The organism is Rhodococcus sp. IEGM 1330, assembly GCF_033142445.1.
Lineage (GTDB): Bacteria > Actinomycetota > Actinomycetes > Mycobacteriales > Mycobacteriaceae > Rhodococcoides.
In genome coordinates this window covers 53,162-74,860 of record NZ_JAWLSB010000016.1, presented here as the reverse complement: position 1 = coordinate 74,860, position 21,699 = coordinate 53,162, and the positions used below count along the sequence as shown (strand labels likewise).

Below are 21,699 nucleotides of genomic sequence, written 5' to 3'. Positions count from 1 at the left end.
CTTCGGTCGCGGGCGTCGACGCTGTGCGTATCGTCGCCGAGGGGGTGATCGATGTTGGTACGTTGGGCAACGACCGAACGGGAGGTTCCATGGACACCGCGTCTGACTCCGCTGCGTCCGATTCCACTGCGTCCTCTACCACCGTGCTCGTGAGCACGCCCTACGGCGACGTTCTGGGCTATCCGGTTGCTGCCGATGCGTCGCCGATCGTGGCCTGGCGGGGTATTCCCTATGCGACGCCTCCGGTGGGGAAGCTCCGGTTCCGTGCGCCGCGTCCGTTGCAGCCTTGGTCGGGAGTGCTCGACGGCCTCGAGTTCGGTGCGATGGCTCCGCAGGGGCGCGACAGCCCGGTGCCGATCGATCCGTCGCTGTCGATTTCCGAGGACTGTCTCACGCTCAATGTCTGGGCTCCCCGACCCGACGCAGAACTGCGGCCGGTGTTGGTCTGGATCCACGGCGGTGCGTACTCGCTCGGATCGTCCGCCCAACGGGTCTACGACGGGAGAAACCTCAGCGAGAACGGCGACGTGGTGGTGGTGACCATCAATTTCCGTCTCGGCCCGTTCGGGTTCCTCGACCTTTCCTCGTTCTCCACCGACGAGCACACGTTCGAGACCAATTTGGGGCTGCGAGATCAGATTGCCGCGCTGCAGTGGGTCCGCGAGTGCATCTCTGCGTTCGGCGGCGATCCTGATCAGGTGACGGTGTTCGGTGAATCCTCCGGGGGAGCGTCGGTCACCACGTTGATGACCTCCCCGAAGGCCGAGGGCCTGTTCCAGCGAGCGATCGTGCAGAGCGCGCCTGCGACCTCGGTGTACGGCCCCGACCGCGGAGCCGCGGTGGCGTCGAGATTCCTGGAGTTGGTGGGTGTCGACCGGGAAGACATCGGTGAACTGTTCGACATGCATTTCACCAGGCTGGTCACCGCCGGTGACACTCTCTGCTACGAGATTCCAACGACAGTTCCTGGGACACTTGGCCTTTCGCCGGTCGTTGATGGAGATATCGTTCCGCGCTATCCCGTGGCGGCCTTCCAGAAGGGGCTCTCGCACAAGATCCCGTTGATCATCGGCACCAACCACGACGAGCCCTCGATTTTCCGATTCATGAAGTCTCCGTTGATGCCGATCACCTCCGACACCGTCTCCGAGATGTTCCGCGCCATCGCCCACGACCACGCGGATCTGCCTGCCTATCGGGTCGCCGAGATCATGGCTGCATACCCGGACCGAGACAAACCGGCTGGGGCACAGGCTATGTCGCGCGACGCTGGATTCCTCATGCCGAGCGTGTGGATCGCCGACGGGCACAGCAGGCATTCGCCGACATGGATGTACCGATTCGATCATGCGACGCCGATGCTCAAGGCCGCACGGGTGGGAGCCGGCCACGCGACCGAACTGCCGTATGTCTTCGGCAATTTCGGAACACTCAACCGAGACCCCACCTTCTGGCTCGGTGGCAGAAAGCCCGCAATGGCGGTGTCCGCGCGGATGCAGAGACGCTGGCTCGCTTTCGCGCGGTACGGCGTGCCCGCCGCGTTGGACGCGTCCAAGCATTGGGCTCCGTACACCGAGAAGACGCGCTGGACGCTGGTGATCGATGCATCCGACACTCTCGTCGACGACCCCGACGGCGACATGCGCGCTGCGTGGGGCGACCGTGTTCTCGGATTCAGCTGACACGTCGTCCATGCGTTGTGTCGCACGGGACGTTGCTGACATGAATCGAACGTAACAGCAAGAACACCGGTCGCTCGAGTCACACCGGTAACAATTGGATGTCAGCACGCTGTCGGTGGGGGCGGTTATGTTCGGTGTGTGTTGATGTCGAGGATCGTCGAAACGTCCCGTGCTGTTTCAGCGACGCGTTCGCGAAAGATCAAGATCGGGCAGATCGGTGCCCTGCTCGCCGAGGCCGATGCCGGTGACATCGAGCCCGCCGTGTCCTGGCTGTCGGGGGAGTTGCCGCAGGGGCGGATAGGGGTCGGCTGGCGCACGCTGGCCGATCTCGACGTTGCGTCCGCCGCGGACTCGACACTGACGGTTGCCGAGGTGGACGAGGCGATATCTTCGGTCGCGGCGACGTCGGGGGCCGGTTCTGCTGCCCGCCGGATAGCGCTGTTGACCGACCTGTTCTCCCGGAGTACAGCCGAGGAGCGTCAGTTTCTGATCCGGCTCGTCACCGGCGAGCTGCGTCAGGGCGCGCTCGAAGGAATCATGGTCGACGCTGTTGCCGCGGCCACGAACCTGCCGCAAGCGCCGGTGCGTCGCGCATTCATGCTCTCGGGTCGTTTGCCCGCGACGGCCATTGCCGCCATCACCGGTGGCGTCGACGCGCTGGATGCATTCCGGCTCGAGGTCGGTCGACCGGTCCGGCCGATGCTGGCGTCGCCCGCGGAATCTCTGCGCGGTGCCTGGGAACAGTTGTCCGGCGATGTCACCGTCGAATACAAGCTCGACGGTGCGCGAATTCAGGTGCACCGCTCGGGAACCGACGTGAGCATCTACACGCGAACTCTGCGCGACATCACTGCGAGTGTGCCCGAGCTGGTGGACCTGGTTCTTGCGCTGCCGTGCGATTCGGTGGTCCTGGACGGGGAGACCCTCGCGCTCGAAGACAGCGGCCGCCCGCGACCGTTCCAGGAAACGATGAGTCGGTTCGGTGCCGAGAGCGCACACGAGCTCCTGCTGCAGCCCTACTTCTTCGACTGCCTGCACCTCGACGGTGTCGACCTGCTCGATTCCCCGTTGGAACAGCGCCTGGCCGCATTGGACCGGGTGGCGCCGGGGCACCGAATTCCGAGTGCCGTTCGGCCCGATGCGGACGCAGCAGCGGCCCACTTCGACGCTGCACTCGACGCCGGGCACGAAGGGGTCATGCTCAAAGCTCTCGGTGCACCGTACGCCGCAGGCCGTCGCGGAAAGAGCTGGCAGAAGGTCAAACCCGAACACACCCTCGACCTCGTCGTTCTCGGAGCCGAGTGGGGATACGGGCGTCGCACCGGTTACCTGTCCAACCTGCACCTGGGAGCTCGCGATCCCGACGGCGGTGACCCGATCATGGTCGGTAAGACCTTCAAAGGCCTGACCGACGTTCTGTTGCAGTGGCAGACCGACGAATTCCCGAAACACGAACGCGAGCGCGACGAGCACACCGTGTACCTGCGCCCCGAACTGATCGTCGAAATCGAACTCGACGGCGTGCAGGTCAGCCCACGTTACCCGGGCGGTGTGGCCCTGAGATTCGCGCGAGTACTGCGGTACCGCCCCGACAAGAACCTCGCCACCGCGGACTCCATCGACGCCGTGCGCGCACTCCTTCCACACTCGTGAACAGTTCCGACGATTAATACATACGAAACCGGCCGAACGATCCCGTAACACGGCGCAAAATATCTTGAGGGTGCAAGCCAGCGAGAGATGGAGTGCCAATGATGTCCACAGTTCGAGCTGCTCTGGTCCAAAGCAAGTGGACCGGTGACAAAGAATCGATGATCGCGGCACACGAGGGGTTTGCTCGGTCCGCCGCCGAGCAGGGCGCGAAAGTCGTCTGCTTCCAAGAGCTTTTCTACGGTCCGTACTTCTGTCAGTTACAGGACGCGAAGTTCTACGAATACGCAGAATCGGTACCCGGGCCCACCGTCGACCGTTTCGCCGCACTGGCGAAGGAACTCGGCATCGTGATGATTCTGCCCGTCTACGAGCAGGAACAGCCCGGACTTCTGTACAACACCGCTGCCGTCGTCGACGCCGACGGTACCTATCTCGGCAAGTATCGAAAGCACCACATTCCCCATGTCAACGGATTCTGGGAGAAGTTCTACTTTCGCCCCGGCAATCTGGGGTGGCCGGTGTTCGACACCGCGGTCGGGCGTATCGGTGTGTACATCTGCTACGACAGACATTTCCCGGAAGGGTGGCGCGCGCTCGGTCTTGCCGGTGCCGAAATCGTCTTCAATCCGTCGGCCACCTCGCGGGGCCTGTCCAACTACCTGTGGAAGCTCGAACAACCCGCTTCGGCCGTCGCCAACGAGTACTACGTGGGCGCGATCAATCGAGTCGGAATCGAATCCGAATACGGTGACGACGATTTCTACGGAACCAGCTATTTCGTGGACCCCGAAGGCAAATTCGTCGGCGAGGTGGCGTCGGATTCGGAACCCGAAATAATCGTGCGCGACCTAGACATGGACCTGCTCAGGGTGGTTCGCGACCGGTGGGCCTTCTATCGTGACCGTAGACCCGACGCATACGGCCCGCTGGTGCAACCCTGATGGCCACCACCTTCGTGCACGGCGGGACCGTGGTATCCACCACCGGCGCACAGGAATTGGATGTGCTCATCGACGGTGAGAGCATCGTCGCAGTGCTGGCACCCGGATCGGTATCCCTGGCTGCGGACCTGAAGACCTCGGCGGACGTCGTCGTCGACGCGACCGGCAAATACGTCATTCCGGGTGGGGTCGACGGACACACGCACATGGAGATGCCGTTCGGCGGTACGTTCGCCTCCGACACCTTCGAAACCGGAACGCGCGCAGCCGCGTGGGGTGGCACGACGACTATCGTGGACTTCGCGATTCAGACCCCCGGTCAGCGCGTCCAGGACACTCTGGCGCAATGGCACGACAAGGCCGCGGGGCAGTGCGCCGTCGATTACGGCTTCCATCAGATCATCGGCGACGTCACCGACGATTCCCTGAAAGCCATGAGCGAGTTGGTATCCGAGGGCATCACCAGCTTCAAACTCTTCATGGCCTACCCGGGCGTGTTCTACTCCGACGACGGCAAGATCCTGCGCGCCATGCAGTCCGCCGCCGAAACGGGTGCACTGCTGATGATGCATGCGGAGAACGGCATCGCGATCGATGTACTCGTTGCTCAGTCGATCGCGCGTGGAGACACGGCCCCGTACTTCCACGGCACCTCACGGCCGTGGCAGCTCGAGGAGGAGGCGACGCATCGAGCCATCATGCTGGCCCACGTCACCGGTGCACCGCTTTACGTCGTACATGTGTCTGCCAAGCAGGCCCTGGAACAGATCGCGCAGGCCCGGGGCAACGGGCAGAACGTCTTTGCCGAGACTTGTCCGCAGTACCTCTATCTCTCGCTCGAGGAACAACTCGGTGCACCGGGCTTCGAGGGTGCCAAGTGGGTCTGCTCGACGCCCTTGCGGTCGCGAGAGGAGGGGCATCAAGACGAGTTGTGGCGGTACTTGCGCACCGGTGACGTGGCGACCGTCAGTACCGATCACTGCCCGTTCTGTATGAAGGACCAGAAGGAGATGGGTATCGGCGATTTCTCCAAAATTCCCAACGGGATCGGCTCGGTGGAACACCGCATCGATCTGATGTTCCAGGGCGTCAAGAGCGGCAAGATCACGCTCGAGAAGTGGGTCGACGTCTGCTGCACCACCCCGGCCAGGATGTTCGGAATGTATCCGAGGAAAGGCGTCATCACCCCCGGTGCCGACGCGGACATCGTGATCTACGACCCGAACGGACACACCAGCATCGGCGTCGACAAGACCCACCACATGAACATGGACTATTCGGCGTACGAGGGTTTCGAGATCGACGGGCATGTCGACACCGTGATCTCGCGTGGCCGGATCATCGTCGACGGTGGATCCTATTCCGGCACTGCGGGACATGGACGATTCGTTCGACGCGACCTGTCGCAGAATTTGATCTGAGCCATGGACATCGGGGTAGTGCTCCAGTGCAATCCGCCGGCGTCCCGTGTGATCGACCTGGCCAGACAGGCAGAGACACATGGGTTCTCGCACGTGTGGACGTTCGATTCGCACCTGCTGTGGCAGGAACCGTACGTCATCTACAGCCAGATTCTGGCCGCGACGAGGCGGGTGACCGTCGGTCCGATGGTCACCAATCCCGTCACCCGAGACTGGACGGTGACGGCATCGACGTTCGCGACGCTCAACGACATGTTCGGCAATCGGACCGTCTGCGGCATCGGCCGCGGTGACTCCGCCGTCCGGGCTCTGGGAGGTAAGCCGACAACGCTTGCCTCACTGCGAGAATCGATCGATGTGATCCGTAATCTGGCCAACGGGCGCAGCGCTCGGGTCGGTGAGACAACCGTGCAGTTCCCGTGGGCAGAACACTCGAGCCTGGAGGTGTGGGTTGCGGCGTACGGGCCGAAAGCACTCGAGCTCACCGGCCAGGTGGCGGATGGGTTCATTCTGCAACTTGCCGATCCGGACATCGCTGCATGGACCATCGGCAAGGTGCGCGCCGCGGCCGAGCAGGCGGGTCGCGATCCCGATTCGATCTCGATCTGCGTGGCGGCTCCGGCTTACGTCACCGACGGCAGCGACGCCGCTCTCGGACATGCCCGAGACCAGTGCCGCTGGTTCGGTGGGATGGTGGGCAATCACGTTGCCGACATCGTCGCGCGCTACGGCGGCGACGGCAGTGGTGTCCCCGCAGCACTCACCGATTACATCGCCGCACGTACCGGCTACGACTACAACGAGCACGGGCGCGCCGGAAATTCGCATGCGGAATTCGTCTCCGACGAGGTGATCGACCGGTTCTGTCTTCTCGGCACCCCGGCCGATCACATCGCCAAGCTCAAAGATCTCGAAGCGCTCGGCGTCGATCAGTTCTCGGTGTACCTCCAGCACGACGCGAAAACCGCGACGCTGGAGGCCTACGGAGAGAGCATCATCCCTCAGATCCGCAAGACCGTGACGGCGACATCGTGACGAGTGTGCTCGATCAGGCCACCGTGGTGGCCCCGGCTCCCGCTCATTCGTCACGAGGAATACGTCGTCCGGTCATGGCGGTGGCGGCCGTCGTGTTGCTGCTCGTGTTGTGGGAACTGGTGAAGGTGCTCGTTCCCGAGAACGGCGTGAGCATCGGGGGTATTCGGGTGCTGCCGCGCACCGACGACGGCGCGCTACCGCACGTGTGGTCGGTGTTGGCAGCGCTGACCGAGCCCGAGGTGAACGTCGCCGGGGCTCGCAGTGTCGGTGCCGCGATCGTGTCCAGTGGCCTGTTCACGTTCGGGCTCGCGGTACTCGGGTTCGCGCTGGGGACGGTGGTAGGGCTCGTGCTGGCCGTGGCGATGCAGCGGTTCGTGTGGGTCGAGCGGTCCGTGTTGCCGTATGTGATCGTCTCGCAGACGGTTCCGTTGATCGCGTTGGCACCGCTTGTCGCGGGGTGGGGCGGGAAGATCGCCATCGGCGGTTACGCATGGCAGCCCTGGATGAGCATCACCGTCATCGCGTCGTATCTCGCGTTCTTCCCGGTCGCGGTGGGAATGCTGCGCGGCCTGCGTGCACCCGATCGGGCAGCACTCGATCTGATGCACAGTTATGCGTCCGGATGGTGGACCACCCTCGTTCGACTACGCCTACCCGCCTCTGTGCCGCATCTGATTCCAGCGCTGCGTCTGGCCGCGGCCGCCGCCGTGATCGGTGCCGTTGTCGCCGAGATCTCCACCGGAACGACCGGCGGTATCGGTAGGCAGATCATCGTGTTCTCGCAGCAGGCAACAGGAGACGCATCCCGGTTGTACGCGGCAGTCCTCGGCGCAGCGGTGCTCGGACTGGTGGTGACCGCATTGGTGTCGCTGCTCGATATCGCACTGGGCCGGTACGCGGGCCGTGCACCAGCTCGAAGGGCGCAGACATGACCGAGCACGCAGTACTCGTAGAGGGCGTCGGAAAAACGTTCGAGGGGTCGGTGACAGCGCTCGATGACGTGTCGCTGTCGATCGCTGCCGGTGAATTCGTCTCGCTCATCGGGCCTTCGGGGTGCGGCAAGTCGACGTTGCTCCGCATCGTGGCCGATCTCGAGCAACCGACGTCCGGTTCGGTATCGGTGTTCGGAATGTCCGCTCGGCAGGCTCGCATCGACCAGAAATACGGTATCGCTTTTCAGCAGGCAGGGCTGCTCGATTGGCGCACAGTGCAATCGAACGTCGCCTTGCCGCTCGAACTGCACAAGGTGTCCAAACGCGCGCGGGCAGAACGGGTTCGCGAACTGCTGGACCTCGTCGGGCTCACCGAGTTCGCAGAGAAGTTTCCCAGCCAGCTATCCGGTGGGATGCAGCAACGAGTGGCGATCGCTCGGGCGCTGGCCCGAACGCCGGGACTGTTGTTGATGGACGAACCGTTCGGGGCTCTGGACGAGATGACCCGCGAGAAGATGCAGAACGACCTACTGCGCATCGCCGGGGAGTCGAGCGCGGCAGTGGTGTTCGTGACCCACTCCATTCCCGAAGCGGTGTACCTGTCCGATCGGGTGGTTGTCATGTCCCCTCGGCCGGGGCGGATCGTCGACACACTGACGATCGACAGATTCGACGCGAACGGGGATCCGCGCGAATCGGCGGAGTTCTTCTCGTCCATCACCGCGGTTCGTGATGCGTTGCACGGCCGTACGGTTCGCAGTGCGGATCTGCGATGAAGCTCTGGCTGCCTCCGGTGGTGTTCGGGCTGGCGGCGCTCGCCCTGTGGCAGTTGCTCACGGTCGTCGCGGGGGTGCCGTCGTTCCTGCTGCCGTCGCCGAGCGCGATCGCCGAACAGTTCGCTCGCAACGTCGGCAACATCGGATCGGCAAGTCTGGCAACTGGAACCAATGCTCTCGTGGGGTTGATCGCTGGCTCGGTGCTCGGTCTCCTCGCGGCAATGGCAGCGGTTCGCCTGCGGATCGTCGATGAACTACTGACACCGTTGGCAGCGGGTGCTGCCGCCGTTCCCATCGTCGCTCTTGCGCCGGTGTTCAACTCGATGTTCTCCTCGACCACCGATCTACCGCGCCGACTCGTGGTGACCATAGTCGTGTTCTTCCCGGTATTCGTCAGTGCGGCAAAAGGACTGCGTCAGGTCTCGGCCGTGCACCACGACCTGATGACGTCGTATGCCGTGGGTGGTTGGCAGTTCACCCGAATCGTTCGCCTCCCGTCCGCCGTTCCGCACATCTTCACCGGGTTGCGGGTAGCCGCTCCCAATGCTGTCATTGCTGCCATCATCTGCGAGTACTTCGGTGGACTGCAGAACGGTTTGGGGTCGCGGATCACCTCCGCCGCGGCGAACACGGCCTACCCCCGGGCGTGGGCCTACGTGATGGGCGCCATCGCAGTCGGTTTGCTTTTCTTCGTGGTTGTTCTGTTGCTCGAGAAACTCGTGTCCCGGCGTCGTCCCCAGGAAAGATGGATATGAAATTCACTCGAACCCCCCGACCCCTCCTCGCCGTCGTCATGGCTCTGGCGGTGGTCGCCTCGGCCTGCAGCACCACCACGACCGACACCGACACCACTGCCGACGGGGACACCACGATCAAGCTGCAACTGCAGTGGTTCAAACAGGGCCAGTTTGCGGGCTACCTCGCCGCCGTCGATCAGGGTTTCTATGCGGAACAGGGGCTGAACGTCGAAATCCTCGACGGTGGAACGGATATCGTCCCGCAAACCGTGCTCGCACAGGGCCAGGCCGATTATGCCGTCGCGTGGGTACCGAAGGCGCTCGCATCCCGTGAGGCCGGAGCCGGCATCACCGACGTAGCCCAGATCTATCAGAAGTCGGGCACATTGCAGGTCTCGTTCAAGGATCAGAACATTGCGTCACCTGCCGACCTCCAGGGCAAGACCGTCGGAAACTGGGGATACGGAAACGAATTCGAGCTGTTCGCCGGTATGACCAAGGCCGGGGTCAGCCCCTCCGACGTGACGTTGGTGCAGCAGCAGTTCGACATGAACGGCCTTCTATCCGGTGATATCGCTGCAGCCCAGGCGATGTCGTACAACGAGTACGCGCAGTTGCTCGAGACCGTGAACCCCGCAACCGGTGCGCTCTACACCGCAGACGATTTCACGTCGCTGAACTGGAACGACGACGGCGTCGCGATGCTGCAGGACGCGATCTGGGCCAACACCGACAAGCTCTCCGACGAGGCGTACCAGGAGCAGACCGTCAAATTCCTGGCGGCATCGTTGAAGGGCTGGATCTTCTGCCGCGACAACGTCGAAACGTGCCGCGACATCACCGTCGCTGCGGGCTCGACACTCGGCGCGAGTCACCAGCTCTGGCAGGTCAACGAGGTCAACAAACTGATCTGGCCGTCCGCGGAGGGTATCGGCATGATCGACGAGGCGGCATGGCAGCAGACCGTCGATATCGCGAAGTCCACGAAGAACGCCGAGGGCTCGACCGTGCTGACCGCAGATCCCGATGCCGAGGCCTACACCAACGAATATGTGACCCAGGCGCTGGATCTGTTGAAGGCCGACGGTGTGGACGTCACCGGGGAGTCGTACGCTCCGATGGAGGTCACACTGGAGGAAGGCGGCAAGTAGATGGATCACGTGTTCTACTCCTGGTCGGCGCAGGCCGAGCTGAATCCGATCACCGTCGAGGGCGCGGAGGGGTCGTGGTTCTGGGACGACAAGGGCAACCGGTACCTGGACTTCTCGTCGCAGTTGGTCAACGTCAATCTCGGGCATCAACACCCCGACATCGTTGCCGCCATCGTCGAACAGGCCCAGGTTCTGACGACCATCTCCCCGACCGTGGCCAACAACAAGCGCAGTGAACTCGCCGCGTTGATCGCCGAACGTGCGCCGGGTGACCTGAACCGAGTGTTCTTCACGACCGGTGGCGCAGAAGCCGTCGAGCATGCGGTGCGGCTGGCGCGACAGCACACCGGGCGCACGAAGATGCTTGCCGCGTATCGCTCGTACCATGGTGGAACCGGAGTCGCGATCGGTCTCACCGGCGAGCCACGGCGATGGGGCACCGAACCGACCAACGTCGACGTCGTGCGCTTCTTCGGGCCGTATCCGTACCGGTCTCCCTGGGGCACAACGACTCCCGAGGACGAGACGGCTGCAGCACTGGCACACCTCGAACAGGTCATCGTGCTCGAAGGGGCGCAGAACATCGCCGGATTGATCCTCGAATCGGTCATCGGTACCAACGGTGTGCTGATCCCTCCGCCCGGCTATCTGGCCGGCGTTCGGGCGCTGTGCGACAAGTACGGGATCGTCTACATTGCCGATGAAGTGATGGTCGGGTTCGGCCGCATCGGCGAATGGTTCGCGTGCCAGGCCTGGGATGTGACACCGGATCTGATCACGTTCGCCAAGGGCGTCAACTCCGGGTACATCCCCCTCGGCGGAGTGATCATCTCGGAAAAGATTGCCTCGCAGTTCGACCACAAGGCCTATCCAGGCGGGTTGACCTACTCCGGTCACGTGCTCGGGTGCGCCGCGGGCGTGGCATCCATCGGAGTGTTCGAGCGCGACAAGATCCTTCCGCACGTGCGTCACGTCGGCGAGGACGTACTGGGTGCGGGCCTGTCGAAGCTGGCCGAATCTCATCCGAGCGTGGGCGAGGTGCGCGGCAAGGGATTCTTCTGGGCCGTCGAATTGGTCACGGACGGTGCGACGAGGGAACCGCTGGTGCCGTTCGCCGCGTCGGGCAAGGATGCAGCGGCGATGGGTACGGTGACCGCCGCGGCGAAGTCGCGTGGGTTGTGGCCCTTCGTCGCAGGCAACCGTCTGCAGATCGCACCGCCATTGACGACATGCGAAGACGAGATTCGTCAGGGACTGGAAATCCTCGACGAGGTGTTGACGGTGGCGGACGGGTTCGTCGGCTGACTCAGTTGTTCTGATACGCCCGAACAGCCGCTGTTGCTGCCGCGCGAACGGGTTCGCACCCTCGACCGTCGACGCTGATGACATCGATGTAGTTCGTCATTCCCAGGTACTCCTGAACGGGGAAGCCTGCGCCGACGCCCACGAAGGCGTAGATCTGGCAGTAATCGAGGTCTTCGTCGTAATCTTCGTGGGCGACGACGCCGAGCACGTCGATTTCGACCTGGCCGAACAGCGTCGCCGGTTCTTCCGAGGTTTCTTCGGGTCGCTGGCCGAAGGAGATGTCGACTCTCTCGTTGGTCCCGCCGTTGACTGGTTTTTCTCTGAAAAACGTGCAGGCATAGGGTTGTCCGTCACGCAGCGGGGGCACCACGGCATTGGGGTACTTCCGTACGAATTCCGGTATGGCACCACACGGTTGTACGGACGCCAGTTTCGTGGTCGTCGTTCTACTCGATTCCGAGCGAAGCGGTTGCGAGGCGAAGAGTGGAACGGACGCACGGACGAGGTCCTTGGTCCTGCTGCACAGCAACTCGTCGTAGGTGTCGGAGAAGAGTTCGGGCGACATGAAACCCAGATCCTCGCTGAAGGCAGTGAAGGAGAATGCCTGGTGATCGTCGAACTTCACGTAGACCGAGCACATCACCGGGTCCGGGTACTCGTATCCTATGAAGCCCCCCAGGTCGGAGTAAGAGCTGTCCACAAAGTTTCCGGTCGTCACTGCGAGTCCGGAGATTCGTGCGTCGGTGACCGGTTGCGAGAATTCGATCGAGCACTCGTTCATCCGGGAGCTGTTACCGAAGTGTCTTTGCTCGCCCCACTCGGCGATGGTGACTTCATCGACAAAGCCGCACGGATCGAGTGTGCGGAACCAGTCGTTGTATTGCGAGGTGGGAACCGCGATCTCCGGTGCGACTGTTGTTGGTATCGCTACAGGGGTCCCTGCCACCGGGGTCCCTGCCACCGGGCTCGAGCATGCCGAGACGAACAGTGCGACCACGACACTCGCCGTGAGCAGTCGGGTGTTGTGAGCTGAAAAGGATGTGCGCATGAACGATGTAGCCCCCGGATCCGATGACCAGCTCCCCCCGGAGCCGCGCCTATTCCACCACACTGATCACTGGAATCGTGAGTCGAAGATCGGCGGGCCCTGGAACTAGAGCACAGCACCGGGGTTGAGAATGCCCGCCGGATCGAGTGCCGACTTGATTCGGCGGGTGAGGTCCATGACGTCCTCGCCGACCTGATCGGGCAGCCAAGCCTTCTTGAGGCGACCGACGCCGTGTTCTCCGGTGATGGTGCCGCCCAACGAAATCGCCAGATCCATGATCGCGCCGAATGCGATGTTGGCGCGACGTGTCATGTCGGCGTCCGCGGGGTCGAAGACGATCAGAGGGTGGGTGTTGCCGTCACCGGCATGGGCGATGACCGCAACCAGCACATCGTATTTGGTTGACAGCTCGGCGATTCCGTCGACGAGGGCCGGAAGTGCGGGCAATGGAACCCCAACGTCCTCGAGCAGCAGGCTACCGAGTCGTTCGACCGCGGGAATGGCGAATCGCCGTGCGGCAGCGAAGGCTTCACCCTCATCGGGGTCGTCGGTGGTGAAGACGTCCGAGGCACCGGCCTCCGTGCATGCGGCCGCCATGATCTCGATCTCGCGACCTCGGTCGGCACCGGGGGAGTCGGACCGAGCAATGAGCATCGCCGCCGCCTCGCGATCGAGTCCCATGTTCATGGCATCTTCGACGGCACCGATGGACGCGCGGTCCATGAACTCGAGCATCGACGGCCGCAAGTTCCGGGTGATGGCCAGAATTGCGGCGGTGGCGTCGTGCACCGATGCGAACGAAGCGACCACCGTACTGGCGGGAGGTTGCGCTGGAATCAATCGAAGAGTGATCTCGGTGATGATGCCCAGTGTGCCCTCGGAGCCGACGAACAACTTCGCAAGGGACAGGCCTGCAACGTCTTTCAGGCGTGGCCCGCCCAGTCGGACGGCGGTACCGTCGGCCAGGACGACCTCGAGACCGAGAACGTAGTCGGTGGTGACGCCGTACTTCACACAGCACAGTCCGCCCGCATTGGTGGCCGCATTGCCTCCGATGGAACACATCTCGAACGAGGACGGATCCGGTGGGTACCAGAGGCCGTGTTCTGCGACGGCCTTCTTGACCTCGGCGTTGAGCAGCCCGGGTTGTACGACGGCGATCCGGGTCACCGGATCGACGGTGATCTCCCGCATCAACTCGGTGGTGAGCACGATTCCGCCGTCGACGGCGGTGGCTCCACCGGACAAACCGGATCCGGCACCGCGTGGGACGACCGCCACGTTGTGCTCGGTGGCCCACCGCATGACGGCACGAACGTCCTCGGTGGACTGTGCGCGCACGACGGCCAGCGGGGTCCCGGCGTCGGGATCCTTCGCCCAGTCGCGTCGGTAGCCCTCGGTGATGTCCGGGTCGGTGATCACCGCGCCGGGCGAAAGAAGGGATTCGAGCTCGCTCAGGCGGGCATCTGCATCGGTCGTCACCGACATCTCGGTCTCCTCACGTCGAAAATGTGACCGTCGACACTCGAGTCTGTCACGGCCGCGCGTGCGGTGGAGTCGGGGTCGGTCGACTCTCGGTCACTGGTTGCGTTGCAGCGTCAGTTCTGCGAGTTCGGTGGCGGCGGCGCACGGGTCGGCCGGACTGCCTCCTCGGTACTGCACCCACCAGGTGATGACGCCCGAGTACGCCGCGCTGATTCCGCACGACGACGGGTCGGCCGGTCGTCGTGAGAGGAACGCTGTGGTGCCGGCAACGGCGACGTCTTCGGTCGCGTAGCCGAGCCGATCGGCCAGGTCTCGCTCGCGCGAGAGTGCATCGTTCTCGAACCAGGCGAACGTCACGTCGATGAGTCCGGCGGCACCGACGCCGGTCCACATGCACACTGCACCGTAGAAGTACTGATCGACGAGGTCGGCACCCACTGTTTCGGCAATGGTGGGATCCGGGACGGCGATGCACTCCTCGAGCAGCTTGTCGAACTGGCCGCTGCCGCCTGATCGAGCGGGTACCGCCGTACCGGTCACGGTGGTGGTGCATCCGGTACCGACGGCTGCGGTGACGAGGACAGCGGCGAGGACGCGACGGATGGAATCGGTGGAGGGGAACGTCGTCATCGGGCTATTTCGCCTTCGAGATCGTGGTTCTGGCCAGATCCTCGACGACGTCGCAGGAATCGCGGGGGCCGTCGACCATGTAGTTGACGGACCAGTGCACGAAGCCGTCCCCGTTCTCGACCCCGGCCTCGCACGAGGCTCCCGACGCCGCGGCGGTGAATCCCGGGTGACCGTCCACATCGATGCGCTCGATGGTGCGGCCGATGGCTTCGGCCACGGAACTCTCTCGGTCGATGGGGCTGCCGCGGTACCAGGTGAACATCGCGTACGCGCCGCTCGCGGATTCCCAACGGCAACGAACAGCGTTCTGGGACACCACTGTCAGGTCGGATACGGCCGTGAGTCTCTGCACTTCCGTGTCGTCCATCGACCCGCATTCACCGACGAAGAGTTCTTCGGTGACGGGCTGGTCGGCCGTCTCGGACGGATCCGGATCGGCCTCGGTGCCCGGTGTGTTCGAGCATCCGACCAGCCCACATACGATCGCCGCGATCAACGCTGCAACGGCTCGAGTGCGCACGAACGCGGACTCTACCCACCCTGTACGGAGGAGGGTGAGCGTTTGACGGAAGCGAGTCACATCAGTAACACCAGCCTCAGGCGTTACCAGATCGATGCGTCGCCGACACGCAAATTTGTAGTTCGCCACGCTAGCGTCCAGCGCAGCGAACCTCGCACCCCATGCGGTGCGAGTCGACAAGGAGGCTGCACCATGATCGATCCCGGAAGTGACTCCTGGAACTACGTGGCCGCGATGTTCTCGTATGAATTCCTCGGGGGCGGAATCGAATACGACACCATCGAGCGCATTCACCGAGGCGAGATCGACGAGTGGGTTCAGGCGTTGACGCAGTCCGGGCTGTTCGATCGAGCAACCATCGCGCAGATCGCCGACTCGTGGCATCAGGCCCCACGGCAGTTGTTCGACATGCTGGTGCTCGACGCGGACGAAATGACCGCCAGGCGGTGCTCGCTGGCGTGGTCCTCGTTGGACCGGCTCGCTCCACTTGCCCGCCTGGGCTGAGCGAAGGTCAACTACCGAGCAACCGCGTCCCCGACGCATCGACGACGATGGCCTGGTCGTCGGTCAACCCATGACAGTCGATACCGTCCCTGCGTAGGCGCTGCACCGTTGCATGCCCCGAATCGTTCTCGTCCAGAACGGAATTCAGGTGCGGGACAATCGAGAAATCGACCAGACCCAGTCCGGTCCATACCGGATCGACACCGGTGGCGGGCCGAACCTCGCCGGGGTCGTCCGCGTCCTCGACTCCGATCAACGACGGTGCGGCCACACACGCGCCCGCGCTGTATCCGCCGTACGCGATCGATCCCCGCCGAACACGCTCGGCCAGGATCTCGTCTGCACCCGAGCGGGCGAGCTGAGCGCGCAGGACGAAGGTGTTGCCCCCGCGCACCCACACCGCACCGAAGCCGTCCAGTGCGCGCTCGAATGCGGCGGGCCGACCCACGTAGTCGCGCAGATCCAGCTCGGCGGGACGGTACCCGAGCGCCCGTAGCGGACCGAACTCGCTTCCGATCGAGGACTCGCGAGCGGCGAGGGGCCACGCGTCCGATGCGTTCGCGATGACCGCGAGATCGGACGGCGGCCCGGTGAGCTCCACGAAAGCGTCGGAGTGACCGCCGAATCGATACGACGACAGGAACAGCTTCATACCGTCGATTCGCCGTTCAGCCGGGCCAACCCGACGCGAACGGCGTCCGCGACACGCTCGGGCTCACGGAGGCGACGTGTCACAAAACCTGCCGCGAACCGCACCCTGTCTCGGTGCCAGCGGGGCACCACGTGCAGATGCAGGTGGAAAACCGTCTGAAATGCGGCCTTGCCGTCGTTGATCACGAGATTGGCTCCGTCGGCGCGCAGGTCCGAGTGGCGCACGGCGCGCGCCAACGTATGCCCGACGCGAAACACGTTGGCGGCCGCGTCCGGATGGGTCGAGTCGAGATCGGTGGCGTGCTCGCGCGGGACCACGAGCAGGTGTCCGCGACTGACCGGCCGGATGTCGAGAAAGGCGATCGCGTGGTCGTTCTCGAACACACGGTGTGCGGGGGCGTCGCCGGCGACGATGGCACAGAAGATGCAAGATTCCACGGTTGTCACTGTAGGGTCCGATCATCACCGATAGACCTGTATGGCGTGCATCACAATTGCTCGTCCTCTAGCTGCGGAATGCCGAACGGACTCGATTCAGAACGAATCGGACTGTGTTCCGGGTTACCCGTGGTCTGTTTCCTCTGGCTACTATCAGGGACCTTGTGCCTTTGTCGCATGGGTTCGTCCACTCGTCGCAAGTTCGGGGCCATCGGCCGATCAGTGGACACCATTCAACGCAGGAAGACGGAGATTTGGATACATCGCAGAGCACTGAGAAGGGTTCAGGAACCACGACTGTCGTCGGTGTGGTTCGGGAATCGGGGGAGGGCGAACGTCGCGTCGCCCTGGTGCCCAAGATCGTTGCCTCCCTGACGGGTAAGGGCGTCGAGATCGTCGTCGAGTCGGGTGCCGGTCTCGGCGCTCTGATTCCCGACGAGCTGTACGTCGCCGCCGGAGCGACCATCGGTGATCCATGGTCGGCGGACGTCGTGGTGAAGGTCGCGCCGCCTTCCGACGCCGAGATCGCCAAGCTGACGTCGGGTTCGACGCTCATCGGATTTCTGGCACCGCGCAACGCGGAGAACAGCATCGGGGCGTTGAAGGCGGCCGGAGTACAGGCCTTCGCAGTCGAAGCGATCCCGCGGATTTCGCGGGCGCAGGTGATGGACGCACTGTCCTCTCAGGCCAACGTCGCCGGCTACAAGTCCGTGCTGTTGGCTGCCTCGGAATCGACCAGATTCTTCCCGATGTTGACCACTGCCGCGGGCACCGTCAAGCCCGCGACCGTGCTGGTACTCGGAGTCGGGGTGGCGGGTCTGCAAGCGTTGGCTACCGCCAAGCGTCTCGGCGGCCGACCCACCGGGTACGACGTGCGGCCGGAGGTCGCAGATCAGGTTCGATCCGTCGGCGCGCAGTGGCTCGATCTGGGAATCGATGCAGCCGGTGAGGGTGGATACGCACGTGAGCTGACCGAAGACGAACGTGTCCAACAGCAGAAGGCGCTCGAAGAAGCCATCAAGGGCTTCGACGTGGTCATCACCACCGCGCTGGTGCCCGGCCGCCCTGCGCCGAGGCTGGTCACGGCCGCAGCCGTCGAGGGAATGAAGCCCGGCAGCGTCGTCGTCGACCTCGCTGGGGAGACCGGTGGCAACTGTGAACTCACCGAGCCCGGCGAGACCGTCGTCAAGCACGACGTCACCATCTGCTCGCCGTTGAACCTGCCGGCCTCGATGCCCGAGCACGCCAGCGAGCTGTACTCGAAGAACATCTCGGCATTGCTCGAACTCATGTTGGTCGACGGCAAGCTCGCTCCCGATTTCTCGGACGAGGTTCTCGCCGGTGCCTGCGTGACACGTGAGAAGGAGAACTGATGTACACCCCGCTGCTCGCGAACATTGCGATCCTGGTGTTGTCCGGGTTCGTCGGCTTCGCGGTGATCTCCAAGGTGCCCAACACCTTGCACACCCCGTTGATGTCCGGAACCAATGCCATCCACGGCATCGTCGTGCTCGGTGCCCTGGTGGTGCTCGGCAAGGTCGAGGAGCCGTCCATCGGCCTGCAGGTCATCCTGTTCGTCGCTCTCGTGTTCGGAACCGTCAACGTCATCGGTGGATTCGTGGTCACCGACCGCATGCTCGGCATGTTCAAGTCCAAGCCCGTTCCTGCCAAGGCCACGAAGGGTGCTGACTCCTGATGGACAATCTCGTCAACATTCTCTACATCGTCGCCTTCGGCATGTTCATCTACGGCCTGATGGGTCTGACCGGACCGAAGACGGCGGTGCGTGGCAACCAGATCGCCGCGATCGGTATGTTCCTCGCTGTCGTGGCGACGCTCATCTCCATCCGAGACACCGGCAACTGGATTCTGATCGTCGTCGGTCTGGTCGTCGGCGTTGCGCTCGGTATCCCGCCTGCTCGCCGGGTCAAGATGACCGCGATGCCACAGTTGGTGGCTCTGTTCAACGGCGTCGGCGGTGGAACGGTCGCGCTGATCGCCTGGGCCGAGTTCCTCGACACGTCGGGATTCTCGAACTTCAAGCACGGTGAATCGCCGACGGTCCACATCGTCATCGGGTCGCTGTTCGCGGCGATCATCGGGTCCATCTCGTTCTGGGGATCGCTGATCGCGTTTCTCAAGCTGCAGGAGACCCTGCCCGGTTCGCCCATCACCATCGGCAAGTTGCAGCAGCCGCTCAACGCTCTGCTGCTGATCGGCGCTGTGGCAGCTGCAGTGGTCATCGGCATCAACGCCACTCCGGGCGGCGGGGTGTCGCAGTGGTGGATCGTTGCGGTTCTCGTACTGGCCGGAATTCTCGGTCTGACGGTAGTGCTGCCCATCGGTGGCGCGGACATGCCGGTCGTCATTTCGTTGCTCAACGCTCTGACCGGTTTGTCCGCTGCGGCTGCAGGTCTGGCGCTCAACAACACCGCGATGATCGTCGCAGGCATGATTGTCGGCGCGTCCGGCACGATCCTGACCAACCTCATGGCCAAGGCCATGAACCGTTCGATTCCGGCAATCGTCGCCGGTGGATTCGGCGGCGGTGACGCTGTTGCAGGTCCCGCGGGTGCAGGTGGGGGAACGGCGAAGGCCACGTCCGCGGCCGACGCTGCCATCCAGATGGCCTACGCCAATCAGGTCATCGTGGTTCCCGGATACGGCCTCGCCGTTGCGCAGGCACAGCACGCGGTCAAGGACATGGCCAAGCTGCTCGAGTCGAAGGGTGTCGAGGTCAAGTACGCCATTCACCCCGTCGCCGGTCGCATGCCAGGGCACATGAACGTGCTCCTGGCAGAGGCCGACGTCGCGTACGACGCGATGAAGGAGATGGACGACATCAACGACGAGTTCGCCCGTACCGATGTCACGTTGGTCATCGGCGCGAACGATGTGACCAACCCGGCGGCGCGTAACGATCCGTCGAGCCCGATTCACGGGATGCCGATCCTGAACGTGGATCAGTCGAAGTCGGTCATCGTTCTGAAGCGGTCGATGTCGTCCGGATTCGCAGGCATCGAGAACCCGTTGTTCTTCGCCGAGGGCACCTCGATGCTGTTCGGTGACGCGAAGAAATCGGTGTCCGAGGTGACCGAGGAGCTCAAGGCCCTCTGAACACGAGCAGTCAGCAGTACCGATGGGGCGCTCCGGTTGTTCATCACCGGGAGCGCCCCGTTGTGCGTTGAACGGCCAGAGCGGCCGTGTCGAGCGGGTTGCGGGCTTCGCGGGCAGCTGCGTCGGGCGAGTACAGCATGACGATCGAGCACATGGACCACCACACGGACGCGATCAACACAGCACCCACGATGCCGGTGATCGATGAGGATTCGACGACGACGGCCGACAGTGCCACCACGACTGTCGTCACGGTGCCCAGACCGAGGACGGCCGGACGCCATGTGGTGGACGCAACCATCGACGCCGCGCCGAGGAGTGCCGCAGCCGCGACCAGCTGCCCATTCGGTAGATCGGTCGATGTGATCGACGATCCGGCAAGTTCGCGGCCGAGTGAAGTGCTGACGACAGCCCCGACGGTGCAGGCGATCACCACCCCGATCCCGTAGGGCAGCGAGCGGAGCAGCGCTACGACGGTGAGCGCAGCGACCATGAGCAGCACAGTCGTCACATCGATCGAATCCACCAACCAGGCGGCGAGAACGGTCGCCTGGCTCGGATCGAACGAGACCGATGGCATCACGTGCGGCGCCCCGAGCAACCACACCGGCAACAGTGCCGCACAGATGCCCGCGGTCGTAGCGCGAATCAGAACCGCAGTCCGTCGAGAACGAAGCCTCCTGCCGGTCGGTGCCGTGGACGCTTCGGCTCGAGGGGATGCTCGGATCGGGTCATCGTCGAGGCGAGGGCATGGCATGAAAGCCACAGTGCCTCATCCGACTGAACGTTGGATGTGAGCACAGTGGGAACTTGCTGAGCGCTGATCAGTAACGATCAGATAACACCGCCAGGGTGTGAACGTGTCCTAGCTCCACTAGCGCGCGAGCCGTCTGTCAAATGCTCACTGTTGGTGAAATCGGTCGAATTCGGGTGACCAGACTGTTTTCTATCGCTTGAAAGGGCGTGCAGATTGAAATCGAATCGCCTGTCTCGGAGGGGCCGTGTCCGATTTTGAACTGCTGGAATGTGTACCCGGGCGACCTCCGGGGCGCCAGCCTGGTGTTTTATCCCTGCATTGTTCTGGTTCACAGCATTTCGTAAAGCAAACTATGACTTCGTTGCAGAGTGTTGTTTGGATGGGGAAATGTGTGTGACGATGGTCACATGCACCCGCTCACCCTGGGCGGGACCGTCCAAAAGGGCGTAGTTTCAGCCACATCGGAATAACGTGTTCTGTTGTTACAGCGAGATCGATAACGATCTGAACACGGTCCTTGGTACGCGTCACAGCCCGCCGAAGTCGGGTACTCGACACCTCAGGATGCCGGAACTCGAAGGAGAAGAACATGACCGCAATGTCTCAGGGACAGCTCGATATGGTCCGCGCGTTCTTTTGCAACGAGTTCCAAGCGGACTCACTGGACCGCACGATCATGCCCGAGCCAACCGGCGATGCCATCGCCGAGTGGATCGACGCGTTGGCCACCAGCGGGCTGTTCGCCCCTGCCGAGGTACGCAACATCTCCTCGGTCTGGGCGGCCGAGCCAGACGCTCTTGTTGCGTTGCTGGTAGGCGAAGTCGATGAAATCGCGGTCAAGCGGCACGAGGCGGCCACGCCTGCCGCCGCGATCGCTACTCCGGCGCTGATCTCCGCGTTCGAGCGCGCCAGCTGA

22 protein-coding genes are annotated in these 21,699 nt (G+C 63.5%); 15 read left to right on the top strand and 7 right to left on the bottom strand.

From position 1 onward, the window contains the following. Positions 1-89: 89 nt before the first annotated feature. The 10 genes from R4P57_RS26045 to R4P57_RS26000 all read left to right on the top strand — a co-directional run bounded on the left by R4P57_RS26045 (position 90) and on the right by R4P57_RS26000 (position 11,633). Complete coding sequence (locus R4P57_RS26045; protein ID WP_317805756.1) at positions 90-1,682, top strand: carboxylesterase/lipase family protein; 1,593 nt, start codon at positions 90-92, stop codon at positions 1,680-1,682. 138 nt (positions 1,683-1,820) lie between these two features. After that, complete coding sequence (locus R4P57_RS26040) at positions 1,821-3,335, top strand: ATP-dependent DNA ligase (RefSeq protein ID WP_317805755.1); 1,515 nt, start codon at positions 1,821-1,823, stop codon at positions 3,333-3,335. 101 nt (positions 3,336-3,436) lie between these two features. Then, positions 3,437-4,276, top strand: a complete 840-nt coding sequence (locus R4P57_RS26035) for a nitrilase-related carbon-nitrogen hydrolase (RefSeq protein ID WP_317805776.1) — start codon at positions 3,437-3,439, stop codon at positions 4,274-4,276. Further along, entirely contained in the window at positions 4,276-5,697 is a 1,422-nt protein-coding gene (hydA, locus tag R4P57_RS26030; protein ID WP_317805754.1) for a dihydropyrimidinase, read from the top strand. The genes R4P57_RS26035 and hydA overlap by 1 nt, the downstream gene beginning before the upstream one ends. A 3-nt stretch (positions 5,698-5,700) precedes the next feature. Beyond that, positions 5,701-6,732, top strand: coding sequence for a TIGR03842 family LLM class F420-dependent oxidoreductase (locus tag R4P57_RS26025; RefSeq protein WP_317805753.1), 1,032 nt, complete (start codon positions 5,701-5,703; stop codon positions 6,730-6,732). Then, complete coding sequence (locus R4P57_RS26020) at positions 6,729-7,664, top strand: ABC transporter permease (protein ID WP_317805752.1); 936 nt, start codon at positions 6,729-6,731, stop codon at positions 7,662-7,664. The genes R4P57_RS26025 and R4P57_RS26020 overlap by 4 nt, the downstream gene beginning before the upstream one ends. Then, positions 7,661-8,440 carry an ABC transporter ATP-binding protein gene (locus tag R4P57_RS26015; protein ID WP_317805751.1) on the top strand — a complete coding sequence of 260 codons (780 nt, stop codon included), beginning with the start codon at positions 7,661-7,663 and terminating at the stop codon, positions 8,438-8,440. The genes R4P57_RS26020 and R4P57_RS26015 overlap by 4 nt, the downstream gene beginning before the upstream one ends. Next, positions 8,437-9,195, top strand: a complete 759-nt coding sequence (locus tag R4P57_RS26010) for an ABC transporter permease (protein WP_317805750.1) — start codon at positions 8,437-8,439, stop codon at positions 9,193-9,195. The genes R4P57_RS26015 and R4P57_RS26010 overlap by 4 nt, the downstream gene beginning before the upstream one ends. After that, a complete protein-coding gene (locus tag R4P57_RS26005; protein WP_317805749.1) occupies positions 9,192-10,328 on the top strand; it encodes an ABC transporter substrate-binding protein in 1,137 nt (378 codons plus the stop codon). The genes R4P57_RS26010 and R4P57_RS26005 overlap by 4 nt, the downstream gene beginning before the upstream one ends. Then, positions 10,329-11,633 carry an aspartate aminotransferase family protein gene (locus tag R4P57_RS26000; RefSeq protein ID WP_317805748.1) on the top strand — a complete coding sequence of 435 codons (1,305 nt, stop codon included), beginning with the start codon at positions 10,329-10,331 and terminating at the stop codon, positions 11,631-11,633. Between the two features lies 1 nt (position 11,634). Here R4P57_RS26000 and R4P57_RS25995 read toward each other — a convergent pair whose 3' ends face one another. The 4 genes from R4P57_RS25995 to R4P57_RS25980 form a co-directional block, all read right to left on the bottom strand. After that, complete coding sequence (locus tag R4P57_RS25995) at positions 11,635-12,681, bottom strand: hypothetical protein (protein WP_317805747.1); 1,047 nt, start codon at positions 12,679-12,681, stop codon at positions 11,635-11,637. A gap of 105 nt (positions 12,682-12,786) precedes the next feature. Continuing rightward, positions 12,787-14,169 carry an FAD-binding oxidoreductase gene (locus tag R4P57_RS25990; RefSeq protein ID WP_317805746.1) on the bottom strand — a complete coding sequence of 461 codons (1,383 nt, stop codon included), beginning with the start codon at positions 14,167-14,169 and terminating at the stop codon, positions 12,787-12,789. A 90-nt stretch (positions 14,170-14,259) separates the two neighbouring features. Beyond that, positions 14,260-14,796: a DUF3558 domain-containing protein gene (locus tag R4P57_RS25985; RefSeq protein ID WP_317805745.1), complete on the bottom strand. Its 537-nt coding sequence runs from the start codon at positions 14,794-14,796 to the stop codon at positions 14,260-14,262. 4 nt (positions 14,797-14,800) lie between these two features. Further along, a complete protein-coding gene (locus R4P57_RS25980; protein WP_317805744.1) occupies positions 14,801-15,316 on the bottom strand; it encodes a DUF3558 domain-containing protein in 516 nt (171 codons plus the stop codon). 192 nt (positions 15,317-15,508) lie between these two features. Here R4P57_RS25980 and R4P57_RS25975 point away from each other — a divergent pair, with 192 nt between their 5' ends. Continuing rightward, entirely contained in the window at positions 15,509-15,820 is a 312-nt protein-coding gene (locus tag R4P57_RS25975; RefSeq protein WP_121873694.1) for a hypothetical protein, read from the top strand. A 7-nt stretch (positions 15,821-15,827) separates the two neighbouring features. On the opposite strand, the gene R4P57_RS25970 is transcribed toward R4P57_RS25975, so the two are convergent. Continuing rightward, entirely contained in the window at positions 15,828-16,472 is a 645-nt protein-coding gene (locus tag R4P57_RS25970; protein WP_317805742.1) for a Type 1 glutamine amidotransferase-like domain-containing protein, read from the bottom strand. Continuing rightward, on the bottom strand, positions 16,469-16,909 hold the full coding sequence (locus tag R4P57_RS25965; protein ID WP_317805741.1) for an HIT family protein: 441 nt from the start codon (positions 16,907-16,909) through the stop codon (positions 16,469-16,471). The genes R4P57_RS25970 and R4P57_RS25965 overlap by 4 nt, the downstream gene beginning before the upstream one ends. Before the next feature lie 254 nt (positions 16,910-17,163). On the opposite strand from R4P57_RS25965, the gene R4P57_RS25960 reads away from it, so the two are divergent. From R4P57_RS25960 to R4P57_RS25950, 3 genes are read left to right on the top strand one after another with little or no spacing between them, the layout of a single operon-like run. Next, positions 17,164-18,282: a Re/Si-specific NAD(P)(+) transhydrogenase subunit alpha gene (locus R4P57_RS25960; RefSeq protein WP_317805740.1), complete on the top strand. Its 1,119-nt coding sequence runs from the start codon at positions 17,164-17,166 to the stop codon at positions 18,280-18,282. After that, positions 18,282-18,605: an NAD(P) transhydrogenase subunit alpha gene (locus R4P57_RS25955; RefSeq protein WP_317805739.1), complete on the top strand. Its 324-nt coding sequence runs from the start codon at positions 18,282-18,284 to the stop codon at positions 18,603-18,605. The genes R4P57_RS25960 and R4P57_RS25955 overlap by 1 nt, the downstream gene beginning before the upstream one ends. After that, positions 18,605-20,026, top strand: a complete 1,422-nt coding sequence (locus R4P57_RS25950) for an NAD(P)(+) transhydrogenase (Re/Si-specific) subunit beta (protein WP_317805738.1) — start codon at positions 18,605-18,607, stop codon at positions 20,024-20,026. Before R4P57_RS25955 ends, R4P57_RS25950 begins: the two co-directional genes overlap by 1 nt. A 43-nt stretch (positions 20,027-20,069) precedes the next feature. On the opposite strand, the gene R4P57_RS25945 is transcribed toward R4P57_RS25950, so the two are convergent. Then, on the bottom strand, positions 20,070-20,609 hold the full coding sequence (locus R4P57_RS25945; RefSeq protein ID WP_317805737.1) for a hypothetical protein: 540 nt from the start codon (positions 20,607-20,609) through the stop codon (positions 20,070-20,072). A gap of 763 nt (positions 20,610-21,372) precedes the next feature. Between R4P57_RS25945 and R4P57_RS25940 the strand changes: the two genes are divergently transcribed. Next, entirely contained in the window at positions 21,373-21,699 is a 327-nt protein-coding gene (locus tag R4P57_RS25940) for a hypothetical protein (RefSeq protein ID WP_317805736.1), read from the top strand.

Bases quoted from the DNA above. Each gene is read 5' to 3' on its own strand.
- R4P57_RS26045 (WP_317805756.1), top strand. From the start codon at position 90: ATGGACACCGCGTCTGACTCCGCTGCGTCCGATTCCACTGCGTCCTCT.
- R4P57_RS26035 (WP_317805776.1), top strand. From the start codon at position 3,437: ATGTCCACAGTTCGAGCTGCTCTGGTCCAAAGCAAGTGGACCGGTGAC.
- hydA (WP_317805754.1), top strand. From the start codon at position 4,276: ATGGCCACCACCTTCGTGCACGGCGGGACCGTGGTATCCACCACCGGC.
- R4P57_RS26025 (WP_317805753.1), top strand. From the start codon at position 5,701: ATGGACATCGGGGTAGTGCTCCAGTGCAATCCGCCGGCGTCCCGTGTG.
- R4P57_RS26015 (WP_317805751.1), top strand. From the start codon at position 7,661: ATGACCGAGCACGCAGTACTCGTAGAGGGCGTCGGAAAAACGTTCGAG.
- R4P57_RS26010 (WP_317805750.1), top strand. From the start codon at position 8,437: ATGAAGCTCTGGCTGCCTCCGGTGGTGTTCGGGCTGGCGGCGCTCGCC.
- R4P57_RS26005 (WP_317805749.1), top strand. From the start codon at position 9,192: ATGAAATTCACTCGAACCCCCCGACCCCTCCTCGCCGTCGTCATGGCT.
- R4P57_RS26000 (WP_317805748.1), top strand. From the start codon at position 10,329: ATGGATCACGTGTTCTACTCCTGGTCGGCGCAGGCCGAGCTGAATCCG.
- R4P57_RS25995 (WP_317805747.1), bottom strand. From the start codon at position 12,681: ATGCGCACATCCTTTTCAGCTCACAACACCCGACTGCTCACGGCGAGT.
- R4P57_RS25990 (WP_317805746.1), bottom strand. From the start codon at position 14,169: ATGTCGGTGACGACCGATGCAGATGCCCGCCTGAGCGAGCTCGAATCC.
- R4P57_RS25985 (WP_317805745.1), bottom strand. From the start codon at position 14,796: ATGACGACGTTCCCCTCCACCGATTCCATCCGTCGCGTCCTCGCCGCT.
- R4P57_RS25975 (WP_121873694.1), top strand. From the start codon at position 15,509: ATGATCGATCCCGGAAGTGACTCCTGGAACTACGTGGCCGCGATGTTC.
- R4P57_RS25970 (WP_317805742.1), bottom strand. From the start codon at position 16,472: ATGAAGCTGTTCCTGTCGTCGTATCGATTCGGCGGTCACTCCGACGCT.
- R4P57_RS25955 (WP_317805739.1), top strand. From the start codon at position 18,282: ATGTACACCCCGCTGCTCGCGAACATTGCGATCCTGGTGTTGTCCGGG.
- R4P57_RS25950 (WP_317805738.1), top strand. From the start codon at position 18,605: ATGGACAATCTCGTCAACATTCTCTACATCGTCGCCTTCGGCATGTTC.
- R4P57_RS25940 (WP_317805736.1), top strand. From the start codon at position 21,373: ATGACCGCAATGTCTCAGGGACAGCTCGATATGGTCCGCGCGTTCTTT.